Annotated in this window: 9 protein-coding genes and 1 pseudogene; 3 read left to right on the forward strand and 7 right to left on the reverse strand. The window is 63.9% G+C overall.

Features of this window, described 5'->3' with window-relative positions:
• Positions 1–29: 29 nt before the first annotated feature.
• Positions 30–677, reverse strand: a complete 648-nt coding sequence (locus tag EB815_RS16350) for a glutathione S-transferase family protein (RefSeq protein ID WP_056571170.1) — start codon at positions 675–677, stop codon at positions 30–32.
• A gap of 431 nt (positions 678–1,108) precedes the next feature.
• Between EB815_RS16350 and EB815_RS16355 the strand changes: the two genes are divergently transcribed.
• Positions 1,109–1,504 (forward strand): MAPEG family protein, encoded by a 396-nt coding sequence (locus EB815_RS16355; RefSeq protein WP_081294858.1) that lies wholly within the window; start codon positions 1,109–1,111, stop codon positions 1,502–1,504.
• Positions 1,505–1,720: 216 nt separating this feature from the next.
• Here the strand turns inward: EB815_RS16355 and EB815_RS16360 are convergent, their stop codons facing one another.
• From EB815_RS16360 to EB815_RS16370, 3 genes and pseudogenes are all read right to left on the reverse strand, one after another.
• On the reverse strand, positions 1,721–2,419 hold the full coding sequence (locus tag EB815_RS16360; RefSeq protein ID WP_081294859.1) for a hypothetical protein: 699 nt from the start codon (positions 2,417–2,419) through the stop codon (positions 1,721–1,723).
• A 67-nt stretch (positions 2,420–2,486) separates the two neighbouring features.
• Positions 2,487–2,762 (reverse strand): annotated as a pseudogene (locus tag EB815_RS16365) (FAD-dependent oxidoreductase); the annotation flags it as partial.
• 168 nt (positions 2,763–2,930) lie between these two features.
• Positions 2,931–6,878 carry an autotransporter domain-containing protein gene (locus EB815_RS16370; protein WP_056571175.1) on the reverse strand — a complete coding sequence of 1,316 codons (3,948 nt, stop codon included), beginning with the start codon at positions 6,876–6,878 and terminating at the stop codon, positions 2,931–2,933.
• Between the two features lie 375 nt (positions 6,879–7,253).
• Between EB815_RS16370 and EB815_RS16375 the strand changes: the two genes are divergently transcribed.
• Positions 7,254–8,270 carry a helix-turn-helix domain-containing protein gene (locus tag EB815_RS16375; protein WP_081294862.1) on the forward strand — a complete coding sequence of 339 codons (1,017 nt, stop codon included), beginning with the start codon at positions 7,254–7,256 and terminating at the stop codon, positions 8,268–8,270.
• 79 nt (positions 8,271–8,349) lie between these two features.
• Positions 8,350–8,676 (forward strand): helix-turn-helix domain-containing protein, encoded by a 327-nt coding sequence (locus EB815_RS16380; protein ID WP_244494073.1) that lies wholly within the window; start codon positions 8,350–8,352, stop codon positions 8,674–8,676.
• A 62-nt stretch (positions 8,677–8,738) separates the two neighbouring features.
• On the opposite strand, the gene EB815_RS16385 is transcribed toward EB815_RS16380, so the two are convergent.
• From EB815_RS16385 to EB815_RS16395, 3 genes are read right to left on the reverse strand one after another with little or no spacing between them, the layout of a single operon-like run.
• Entirely contained in the window at positions 8,739–9,917 is a 1,179-nt protein-coding gene (locus EB815_RS16385) for an ABC transporter ATP-binding protein (protein WP_081294863.1), read from the reverse strand.
• Positions 9,910–11,052 (reverse strand): ABC transporter substrate-binding protein, encoded by a 1,143-nt coding sequence (locus tag EB815_RS16390; RefSeq protein ID WP_081294864.1) that lies wholly within the window; start codon positions 11,050–11,052, stop codon positions 9,910–9,912. The genes EB815_RS16385 and EB815_RS16390 overlap by 8 nt, the downstream gene beginning before the upstream one ends.
• Positions 11,049–11,888, reverse strand: coding sequence for an ABC transporter permease (locus tag EB815_RS16395; RefSeq protein WP_065005291.1), 840 nt, complete (start codon positions 11,886–11,888; stop codon positions 11,049–11,051). Before EB815_RS16395 ends, EB815_RS16390 begins: the two co-directional genes overlap by 4 nt.
• Positions 11,889–11,900 lie beyond the last annotated feature (12 nt).

Here is an 11,900-nt window from a genome sequence, read left to right on the forward strand (position 1 = left end):
ACCGGTCAGGCTGAAGGCGCCGTGGTGTGTCAGCCGGCTGATGGGGCGTTTATCGCAAATTGCGCGGCGAAGGCCCTGGCATAGGCAGGCCGCGCTTCTCCGCGCGCGACATAGGCGGCAAGGTTTTGATATTCGTCCAGAATGCCTGACATTCTGAGGCGCAGCAGCACCGATACCATCAACAGATCGCCGGCGCTGAACGCACCGTCGAGCCATTCCGCGGCGCTAAGATAGGCCGAGAGCTTGTCCAGCATTGCCCGAACACGGTCTTTCACCAGTGGCAGGCGCTGCTGAGCCCAGGGCCTGTCGGCTTCGAATATCCTGGCGTTCGTCAAGTCGAGGATCGGCGGCTCGACGGTGTTGAGGGCGGCAAACATCCAGGTGATGGCGCGGGCGCGGGCATCGCGATCCCCGGGCAGCAGGCCCGCATGCTGCTCGGCAAGATGAAAGACGATCGAGCCGGTCTCGAACAGGCACAGAGATCCCTCCTCATAGGTGGGGATCTGGCCGAAGGGATGGATGGCCAGATGGCCAGGCGCCTTCATTCCGGCAAAGGAGACGAGACGAACCTCATAGGGCTGCCCCACTTCCTCGAGCGCCCAGCGGACGCGCGTATCGCGCGCCAGTCCCCTGCCGCCATCGGGCGATCGTTCAAAGGCTGTGATGGTGGGGATCATTGGAAGGCTCCACGTGGTGTCCAGTTCTGGTGCTTGCACACAAAGGACGAACGACCAGGGCCGGTCCCGACAGGCCGCCGCTTGTTTTCGTTCGGCGCGCCATGGCCTTGTTGCCGGCGGCGGCTCAGCGGAAATCTGCGAGCGATCAGCCGGCTGAATTCGGGCACCTATCCGTTCCATCGGCTCGATTTCTTCCACACATCGGTGAACGGAGAACCGAGCGGCTTGCCTGGCTCACGCGTGGCGGGCCGCTCTTGCCGCACCATGCCGCTGGCGACACCAAGCAACACGTTGTTGCCGGTTTCAGGGTTGAAGCGTTGAACGCGAGCGCCCATAACGGATACCAATCGTTGGGGAGTATTTTCTCAACCGATTGCCAGTGAAGGCGACCTTTGCTTGCTTATCCGTGCTGCCATGGAAAGGAGGAGAACATGGAGATGTACTACGCGGACGCTATCGTGACCCTGTTTTGCAGCCTCATGATTTTCGGGATGGCGCTTACCGTCGCGCGAACTCACAAGAGCACCGGCATCCTCGCCCCCGCGATGACGGGTGATCCGCTGCTTGAACGAACAATCCGGGCGCATGCAAACACGGTCGAATGGCTGCCGATTTTCCTGCCGTCCATGTGGCTGTTCGCGATCTATTGGAGCCCAAACTGGGCCGCGGTGTTCGGCGTACTTTGGATGGCTGGCCGCATCGTGTATTTCGTGGGCTATCGCACCGCGCCCTTGAAACGATATCCTGGCTTTTTCATCCAGGCCGTTGCGGCATTTGCACTGCTCTTCGGCGCATTGGGCAGGATTTTGTACCTCCTGATGGCGTAGCGTCTTCAGCGATACGCGGCCAACGAATCAGGTTGCGCGATTGCCTAGAGGCGCCACACGATCGTTAACCCGGGCCAGGCTCAGCGATACCTGTTAATGACGGGATCGGCCACGTGGCCGGGATCGGCGTTGTAAAGCCGGACAAGATGAGATTGCGGCGACTTCACTGCTGGATTTGACGGTCCGGACGGGCTGGATGCGTCGCCGGTTCTGGTTCTAGCGCAACAAGCCTTCGGCCTCGAATGTGTCCCAGCCTTCCAGATTCGGCGTCTGAGCGTCATTCTTCACTGACTTGCGCTGCCGTTTTCCGGCTCGCGTCTGGGCGGCCTTGCCGGCGCCGCGCCGTCTGTTCTCGGTGACTTCCCGCGTATCTTCCTCGCGCCAGGCGCTGGCCAGGTCACGATCGAGAATGTCCTCGATGTGGCGCGGATCGAAAACATGGAAGGTCACCGCCTTGGATCGCCCGCGCATCTTGACGGTGCGGGTGCCGATGCTCTTCAGGCGCCCGTCCTTCAGCCATTTGTGGCGCTCGCGGGCGGAGATGGTGAGAATGTCCTCTGCCTCGCGCGGCAGCACGGGCAGGGATTCGATGCCCTCCAGCGTCCTGGATATGGTTTCAGAGGCGGCCCGGAACGCATCCGTGTCGGTTTTCAACATACGCAATATGATGCGGCCGGTATCGGCCTTGGCAAACGTCCTCACTGCCCACGGCAGGCGGGCTCGAATTTCGCGTTCGATCCCTTTCAGGCGCAAGGAGGAGCCGAGCGTCGCCGATGGCGGCAGCGTCCATTCGGCGACCACTGACGCCTTGGCGGTGCTCGCGCCTTGCTCCGATGTGCGATCAGGCGCGGCGGCAATCGCCGCGACGATGCCGCTCAGGATCTTGCGCAGGGAGTCGCGCTTCTTGGCTGCCATGTTTCAAGTTCGCTCATCGGGGCCTTCGTGGAACGACAGTTCGCACAGCAGACAACCGAAACCATGCTCAAACGGTTCCTCCAGCATATGTGGGCTCCTGGTCGCCTTCGCCAAACCATCGTGACGCGGCCTCGGCGGCGGGCTTGAGGTCAGGGTCAAGGTCATCATCAGCAGCCCAGGCGACGACGCCATCGGGGCGCACGAGCAGGGCGCCCAGGCCCAGTCGCTCCTTGGCATCCACGGCGACATAGCCGATCCGCCCGTTCCAGCGGTTCGCCAGCGCCTGCAGGGCAGGGTGGGCATCGAAGTCCAGCAGCAGGCCTTGCCCGCTCCTCAGGCGATCCGTCCAAGCCCGGCAAGGGGAGGGGGCAGCCATCCATGCAGCATGCTGAAGCCAGGGTTCATCTCCACCGCTCGCCGGCCGGCTTCCATAGCTGCTCGAGCCGGCCAGCCGGATGCGGGAGCCAAGGTGGACATCGGGTCGCCCGGAAGCGGCCCGATGTCCTGCTCCTTACCACGCGTACCGCACGGCACCCCGCCCTGCATAGCTGCGCGTGGCCTTGGAGAACTCACCGTCAACCGTCCCCGATAGCGTCCAGCCATTGTTGAATTTGAGCTCCGCGGATGCCGAGGTCAGCAAGGCGTCGGCCGCTCGTGCCGCCCCGCTGGCGACAAAGGTAGCACCCGGCAAAGCCTCGAAGGTCGCCGTGATATTGCGATCCGCGTTGAAGTCATGCGCCCAGGCGACACGGCTGCGCAGCGTAAAAATCTTGTCCTCGACTGCGAAAGACATGTTGGTCCGCATCCCAAGCTCCGCCCGAGTCGCGGTGATGTTCTTCGAGTCGTAGTTCAACGCGAACGTGTCGGCGCCGGATTTCGCGGTTTCGCTGTAGGCCGGCAACGACAAGGTCGCGAATTGCGCGGCGGTGTAAGGTGTCAGCTCGACCCATGGCGTGTCGAAACGGTAGCCGCCTTCCAGGCGCCCGGCGAATGCTTGCGGGTGTAGGCGCGCCTCGAGCCGGTCGGCACCGACCGAACGCTGCGTCGTTGCGTCCTGCCAGCCATAGGCAAGCGATGCATCGACATAGGCAGCGCCGATGTCGTGGCGGATGAAGGCGCCGGCCTGGAACAGGTCGGTTCTTCCCGAGCCGTAATCGCCAACGCTGAAGTTTGTCGCGCCGGCGGCCAAGGCGAAGCCGGCGAGCGTATCGGGCGAAAGGCGGTAGTCGGCACCGCCCGCCAAGCCGTAGAGCCGGGTGGTCAAGTTGCTGCTGCCCTGGCCAGCATCACCGTCGGATGTCTGCGAGGAGCCGAAGGGGGCTGCCCAGACAGTCCAGCGTGATGAAGGTGCATCGCCGATCGACGCGGTGATGTCGCCGCCATGAGCGCGGCCATGAACGGAGCTGTCGCCCAGAACGCCCAGGAACTGGTCCATGGCGCTGAAGGTCGTCTGCTGCAATCCGATCGCGGTCTCGCCGGCCGCCTGGGACAGGCCGGCCGCGCCAAGCGCCGCGAAGGCCACCGGAATGCCGCCGGTGCTGTCGAAATAGCCGGTAAGCGCATTGGCGACCGACTGCTGATTGCCGTTCAGGCCACCCGGCACGACGAAATTCAGCTTGGTATTGAGATAAACAGCGGTGCCTTCGGGATCATAGCTCACGGTCTGCGAGAGCGACAAAGGTATGTTGCTGCTGACCGGCCCGCTGAACGTGCCGTCGACGCCGCCGGCGGCGGTCATGATCGTATATTGTCGCGCGACGTAGCTGCCCGGAGCGTAGGATGTCCGCAATGTCGCGTCGTTGAGGCTGGCCGTGCCGGTGATATCGACGCGCGCCGCGCTGGCCGGCGACACGTCCACGAGATAGGTCGACGCGGATGTCATCGACAGGTCGCCCTGCACCGTCAGCGTGCCGGTTGCACTGCCCGGCGCCAGCGTGCCGCCATCGATGGTGACGTTTCCAACCGTGCCGATGCCGCCAAGCGTGCCGCCGGCGTTGACCGTTGTCATCGAGGATGAAGCGATCGAGCCGTTGACCGTGAGCGTGCCGCCGTCTTCGACCGTGGTGGTGCCGGTGTAGGTGTTGATGCCGTCGAGTGTCTGATGGCCTCCTTCGATGATGAGGCCGGCGGGATCGTAGGAGTCCGCAAGAACGCCGGCATAGGAGGTCGAGCCGTTCGTGATCTTGAGTTTGTCTAGTATGTACACCGTGCTGGCGGCAACGCCGCGCAAGGTCTGTATCGTGCCGGTCGCCGAGCCAAACTCGACTTGACCCTCGCCAGTGAGGTTGAGCTCGCTCGAAGCGGCGATGGCATCGTCCGAGTAAATCCCCAGATAGCCGTACCCTACCGTTGTCGAGCCGGTATAGGTGTTCGTGTTGCCAAGATTCAGATATCCGTCGGCGACCGTGACGCCGCCGGTTCCTTCGATGACGCCCATAAAGCTGCTGGGCAGACCGCCGCCGTTGATCGTCAGTGTCTTGCTGCCGAGCTTGATGGTTCCGGAAGCCGTGTCAGGCAGACCGAGGCGAGAAAGACCGCCGATCGTTGCGCCGGAATTTGTCTGCGAAATGTCCAGCACGGAAGACAGGCCGCCGCCCGTGAAATACACGTCGCCGGCGATGCTTCCATTGCCCGTCAACACGACCGAGCCGCCGTCGATGCGCAGACGCGTCGCATTCTCGGCGGTCAATGTCAGCGTCCCCGCGCCAAATTTTCCCAGCGTGCTGCTGCCGGTAGCCGCTATCGTCGTGGCGAAGGTGACGTTCTGTCCGTTGGTGTCGATGCCGATGAACTGGTTCGCGGCGGTTGAAATCCGGCTCGAAATGTCGGCTTGATTGTCGGCGCTGTATTGCAGCTTGCCTCCTCCGAACGTGCCGAAGGTGAGGGTGCCGGTGCTTCCCAGCGCGCCGGCACTGCCAAGATTGATCGTCCCGGCAGCGAACGTTACGCCGCCGCTGAGATCGTTGTTGCCGGTCAGCGTCAGCGTGCCGGTGCCCGACTTGGCGAGGCTGCCGCCGGACGACACCAGATCCGACGCCCAGGTGACGTTCTGGCCGTTGGTGTCGACGCTGACTTTCTGGCCTGCGGCGGTCGAGAGCCGGCTCGAATAGTCGACCTGGTTCAAGGCGCTGTATTGCAGCGTACCGCCGGTGAAGCTGAGTGCGCCTGATGTGCCGAGCGCGCCCGCGCTTCCGGCGTTCAGAATCCCGGCCGCGAAGGTGGTGCCGCCCGTGTAGGTGTTCGCACCTGTCAGCACCAGCGTGCCGGCTCCGGACTTGATGATGCCGCCCGCAGCCGTGGCATCGTGTATGACGTTGCCGAGCGTGACGCTGGCGCCGGCTGCCGTGCCTGGATCGATGGCAAGTGTCCCGGTGATGCCGATGCCGCCGTTGATCGTTCCGGTCGAGCTGGTATTGCCAAGCGTCAGGCTGTTGCTGCCGCCGGTGAACGTAATCGCGTCGGCTCGAACAGCGCCGGATGCGCCGAGATTCGACAGACCGCCGGAGATCGTGCCGAGATTGGTGACCGCAATGCCGCTGCCGACGATGCCGGCGCCACCGGCCGCGCCCGCCCCGCCAATGCCGCCCTGGATGATGGTGCCCTGCGCGATGTCGGCGACATTGCCGTCCGACCCCATGAAGTCGGCGCCATTTCCGCCTCGGCCCGATGCGCCGTTGCTATATCCACCAGTGCCTCCGGCGCCGCCATTGCCGCCGGTAATCGAGCCGGCGATCAGATTGAGTCTCGATCCGGCCGATCCGAAATAGATGCCGCCGCCGCCATCGCCGCCGCTCCCGCTGGAGCCGCCGCCGCCGCCGTAGCTGACGCCATTGCCGCCGGCACCGCCGTCGCCACCCTTCACCGTGCCCAATATGTTCAGGAACGACGTGCCGACGGTCGAGCCGATGCCGTAGCCGCCCGAACCGCCGCCGCCCGCGGCGCCGACCTCCGCGGTGCCGCCCGCGCCGCCATTGCCGCCGGTGGCCGATAGCAACTGGGCGCCGGGCGACGCGAGAAGAACGCCGTTGCCGCCGCCGCCACCACCGCCACCGCCGCCATAATTGGTGTTGCCGCCATTCCCGCCATTCCCGCCAACGGGACTGGCAATATCGCCGTTCGTGCCGCCCGCCCCGCCGCCGCCGCCCGCAAAGCTGGTGCCGTCGCCGCCCGCCCCGCCGGCTGCCGCCGCGCCGCCGCCGCCGCCGCCGCCCGGGTAGAATAGCGTGTTGCCTTGGCCTGGCGTGCCAGCAACTCCGAAGGTCTGGCCCGCTCCGCCCTGGTTGCCGGCATTTCCATTGCCGCCGCGGCCGCCAACCGATTGCGCAACCGCGTCGTTCGCGATCAGCACAACACCGGCAAGCGCGGTGCAGACAAGAAGGCCTTGACGCCAGCCGTGATTTGCAACGACCTTGGCGCGGTTCGCGGCGAGAATGGATCGCCCTTGAGGGCTGCCCGCCATTGACCAATGAGAGGACATCTTCGCGGCACGAGAGCCGAAAGCCACCACGTCAGAAAAAATATGCAATTTACCCACCCAAGCACACGCCGCCATCGCGGCGAGATTCCCAATCTCAAGGCGGTTGAAACATGAGTTCGGCGTCGATGTCAGCAGCCGGAAAAGCGCGCTTTCGGCAAAAGCGTCGCCTTGAGACGCTCGATCAATCAATTCGCGGAATATCGAACAGTGGCTCCGCTTCGCATGTCGGAACGGACAGCTACCAGAGGCGTTAATTCGATCGGTGCCCTCGCGATTCCCAGCGGATTGGTGTTTCGAACTTGATCTAGCCACTTTCTTTTGTGGGCCGAACATAAGCGAAGAAGAATATATCTAAGCATGGCTGTACCTCGGCTCTATTACGTAACGACTGGGTTGGATGCGGATATAGCCTTCGCCACGTGGAGCGCGGTGTTGTCCCCCCTGTTCGAGCCACGCCCTTGGGCCCGAAGCAAAATCCTGCCCACCGGATCGGCGAACGGAGCGATCCTGGGCGACATGATCATCGCTAAGGTGGCGTTCGAGCCGCAGATGTTTGTCCGCGACGCCGAACGTATCGCCGCCACTCCAGACCACATCTTGTTGCACCTCTATCTTAGCGGCGGCTTCAACGGTCTGATCTCAGGAGAGCAGGCTTCGATCGGTCCGGGAAAGGTCGCGGTCATCGATCTGGCGCACGAGGTCAGGACGCGGGCGTTCGCCTCCAACACATTGTCGCTCGTCGTTCCCCGAACGATGCTGCCCGACATGGCACCCGGCACCCTGAAGGCTCGCCTCGATCCGCCTCGCAACGAACTGCTCGCCGCCCACATCCGGTCGCTTCAGGAGCGGAGTTCTCAGATCTCGGAAGACGAGATCGCGAGCACTGTTTCCGATACGGCGGATTTTCTCAGGCGCTTGTTCGGCCACGCGGATTTCACATGGCGAAATGCTCAAGATGCCGATGATGATTTTCTGTCACTGGCGCAAACGGCAATTCGCGACAATCTCGCCATTGGCAAACTGTCGCCGGATTTCCTGGCCGAAAAGCTTGGCATATCGCGGGCCACGCTTTACCGCGTTTTCGCCCCTCACGGAGGCATCATGCGTTACGTCCAGGAGCGTCGGCTGATTGCCGTGCGGGCAGCGCTGAGCGATCCTCTCGAAACGCGCAAACTGTCGCGAATTGCAGCCGATCTCGGCTTCAACAGCGAAGCGCATTTCAGTCGCGCGTTTCGCCAGCGGTTCGATATGACCGCTACCGAGTATCGCCAAGAACAGATCGAGGCTTCGAAGCAGACGCAGCTGACAAGCCCGGAAGTCGTCAATCGATGGTGGGTGGACGTGGCTACGACAGCGCGCTCGGCCAGCGCATAGGTGCTACCGCAGCCGCAGGATCGAGTTCGACTGGGAGATCGTCGGCGAACGCGGCCTGCCGATACGGGCGAGCCGCGCGGTGAAGCGCGCTGCTTTTGATGGAGAGCAACCTGCGGGAGACGCTGTCGGTCAGCGAGCTCGCAAGCCGTCTGAACTGCTCGCGGCGCAAGCTCGAACGGCTTTTCGGCACCGAGCTCGGCATCGGGCCGATGGCGGCCTACCTGGCGCTCAGGGTGCATCATCCAAGTCGCTGCTCGAAGGCAGCGACCCGCAGATCGGCGACATCGCCTATCGCCGCGGCTTCACCGATGCCGGCCATTTCAGCCGGGTGTTGCGCCAGCAGACCGGCATCACGCCAACCCATCTCAGGCACCCCAACCGGATGCCCGCCTGCGCGGCGGGGTAACCCGTTCGAAGACGCGCCGCCTCAGCGTCGGCCGAGCCGTGCCAACTCCTGGGCGACATGCATCACGAAATGCGCTGACCGTCCTCGTCGAGCAGAACGCAGCCCTCGGGATCGAATCCGAGGTCGATCGTCTCGCCTTCGCGAAGGACCCGGCCAGTGATCGTTGCGTTGGCGCGGATGCTGGTCTTGCCGCCGATGTCGATCTCGTAGATGGCGCTGCCGCCCAGATATGACGCCGAGACGACGCGGCCGGACAGATGGTTGGCGCCCGCCGCAGCGCCGACCGTCAGTTTCTGCGGCCGCACCACGACGGTGACCTTGCTGCCGTCGGCAAGCTGCCTAGGACAGGCCACGTTGACCGTCTGGCCGCTGGCAAGCACCACAGCCGTTGCCTTGCCGGATCCGCTCACGGTGCCGGCCAGCATGTTGGCCTTGCCGAGGAAATCGGCGACGAAGGCGGTGGCGGGCCGCTCGTAGACTTCCTCGGGCGTGCCGATCTGCTCGGCCGATCCCGCGTTCATAACCACGATGCGGTCCGACATGGAGAGCGCTTCTTCCTGGTCGTGGGTGACGAAGATGGCGGTGATGCCGGTTTCCTTCTGGATCTTCTTGATCTCGACGCGCATTTCCTCGCGCATGTTGGCGTCCAGGGCCGATAGCGGCTCGTCGAGCAAAAGCACCTGCGGCTCGAAGACGATGGCGCGGGCAAGCGCGATGCGCTGCTGCTGGCCGCCCGACAATTGCGAGGGCAGTTTCTTCTCGCTGCCCGGCAGCCGCACCATTTCGAGCGCCTTGCCGACCCTGCGCACGATTTCCGGCTTCGGCACGTTGCGGTATTTCAGGCCGAAGGCGACGTTGTCGAACACGGTCTTGTGCGGGAACAGCGCGTAGCTCTGGAAGACAAGGCCGATGTTGCGCTTGTAGATCGGCACGTCGTCGACCCGGCGCCCATCGATCATGATCTGGCCGCCTGAAATATCGACCAGGCCGGCGATGGAGCGCAGGATCGTGGTCTTGCCGCAGCCCGAAGGGCCGAGCAGCGTGACGAAGGAGCCCTTGCGGATCGACAGCGAGAAATCGCGCACGGCGACGAACTTGCCATAGGCGATGTCGATGTTGCGAAACTCGACCGCCGGCTGGCTCGCTTCGGCGCTGTCCGATGCGGCCTTGCCCGCGCCGGACAGCGTCGCCCCGGCCGCTTCCGGCCGGGGCAATTCTGAAAGGTCGTTTCTGTCAGGCACCTTTCGAGATCCTGTTCCACTGCTTGGTCCAGGCGTCCTCGTTGGTCGCCCAGTAGACCGGGTCGGCGAAGGTCAGCGACTTCATCGTGCCGGTCTTGTCGAAGGCCGGCAGCTTCTCGATCTTCTCGGTGAGCTTGACCTTGGTCGGGTCGAGCGATGGCGGATAGCTCTGGCCCTCGGCCACCGCGATGGAGGTCGCCGGGTCGAGCATGAAGTTGATCAGCTCCTCGCACTCGGCCATCGGCGAGCCCTTCAGGATCAGCATGTCCTCCATCCAGGCATAGGAGCCGGCCGGATCGAGATAGCCGATCGGATGGCCCTGGTCCTGCAAGGCGGCGACGCGGCCCGACCAGGCGTCGGTCACCACGATCTCGCCCTTGGAAAGCAGGTCCATCAGCTCGGCGCCGGAACTCCAGAACTTCTTGGCAAGGTCGCGCGTCTCGCGCACCTTGGCCCAGATCGTGTCCATGTCCTTGATGTTGTTGGGATCCTGCCCGGTGGCGAGCGCGGCGTACCAGACGCGCGTGGTCATGTCGTCATAGCCGCCGACCTTGCCGGCATATTTCTTGTCGAGCAAAAGGGCGGCGCCCTTTTCCTTGGCTTCCTCGGGCGAGATCACCTTGGTGTTGTAGGCGATGCCTGTCGTGCCGTAGTCGTAAGGCACGGCCGAGAGTTTCGGCGTCAGCTTGCGGAACGGCTCGATCATCGGCTGCAGCACATTCGCCATGTTGGGGATGTTGGCCTCGTTGATCTCCGAGGTCAGGCCGCCATTGACGTATTTGATGTAGTAGTTGACGCCGGAGGAATGGATGACCTGGTAGTCGCCGGGCTTCGAGGTCTTGATCTTGGTGATGATCTCGTCCTCGTCGCCGAACGTGCCCTGGACGACCTTGATCTTGGTCTTGGTGGTGTAGGGCTGGAAGGCGTATTTGTCGATCGCGTCCTGCACCGTGCCGCCCCAGCCGTCGAAGCGAACCTCCTGGACCGCGGCGAGCGCCTGCCGCATCCAGGGCATGTCGAGACCCGCCGCGGCAGCCGCGGCGGCTGTCAGCGTCAGGAAAGTGCGGCGGCTGAGATCACCGTTTCGATATCGATCATGCAGCCGTTCAAGCCGCTTGCCGTTGGACAGTTTCATCGTGCTTCCTCCTTTGGTTCGCCACGTCTTTTCAATCTGGTCAGGCTTTGCAGGATCAGGCCGCCGAGCAGCGGGATTCCTACGGTCACCAGGATCATCACGGTGCCGAGCGCGTTGATCTCGGGACTGATCGAGATCTTGAGCATCGAAAGGATCTGGGTGGGCATGGTCTCGACGCCAGCCGGGCGCCAGAACAGGCTGGCCGACGTGTTGTCGAACGAGATGGTGAAGGCGAGCAGCGCGCCGCCGACGACGGCGGGGATGAGCAGCGGCAGCGTGATCTCGCGGAACGACGACAAACGCGAGGCGCCCAGCGAGAGCGCCGCCTCCTCGTAGACGCGCCGGATGCCGACCATGCGCGCCTGCGCGATCAGCACCACATAGGGCACGGCGAGCAGGATATGGCCGAGCACCAGCAGCACCATGGTCCTTGGCTGGTCGACCGCCTTGATCAGCACCAGAAGGCCGACGCCCAGGATGGTCTCCGGCACCAGCGCCGGCAGGATCACCAGCGTGCTCAGCGCCTGCTTGCCGGGGAATTCGAAGCGCACCAGCGCAAAGGCGGTGACCACGCCTATCGCCGTGGTGACGGCGGCGGTGAGCAGCGCGATCCACAGCGAGGTGCGGAAGGCGGCCAGCACCTGCTCGTTGGTCATCAGCTTGGCGTACCATTGCAGGGAGAAGCCGGTCATCGGGAAGCCGCCGAACATCGAGGCGTTGAACGACAGGATGACGGTCGCCACGATCGGCGCGAACATGAAGATGTAGACGCAGATCGTGACGAAGCCGGTCAGCCGCCAGGCCCATCTGCCTTCTTCCTTGCGCCGCGCCTTCATCCGCCCAACCCC

The organism is Mesorhizobium loti, from assembly GCF_013170705.1.
GTDB lineage: Bacteria > Pseudomonadota > Alphaproteobacteria > Rhizobiales > Rhizobiaceae > Mesorhizobium > Mesorhizobium loti_D.